This is a genomic window from Sulfitobacter sp. HI0129, from assembly GCF_001635395.1.
In the GTDB taxonomy this organism is placed as follows: Bacteria; Pseudomonadota; Alphaproteobacteria; order Rhodobacterales; family Rhodobacteraceae; genus Sulfitobacter.
Map to the genome: position 1 here is coordinate 1 of NZ_LWGH01000113.1, position 201 is coordinate 201.

Sequence of the window (201 nt, forward strand, 5' to 3'; positions counted from 1 at the left end):
CTGGCGCGCGCTGACCTGCTTCTCAGCATCGGGGATGCGGTGGCGCAGGCCGCCTTCACGCCCCCAGAGAAGCCTACCCGCGTTCCCGCGGAACTCATCGCGCTGCAGACGGGGATGGACTGGTCGGACACAGAAGTGCTTGCATTCGCAGGCATCGGACATCCGGAGAAGTTCTTTGCCACGTTGCGTGACCTCGGGGCG

Annotated in this window: 1 protein-coding gene; it reads left to right on the forward strand. The window is 65.7% G+C overall.

Annotation, left to right across the window (positions count from 1 at the left end):
- The coding region (locus A3764_RS01100; protein WP_201722381.1) for a tetraacyldisaccharide 4'-kinase at positions 1-201 on the forward strand (201 nt) is incomplete at both ends.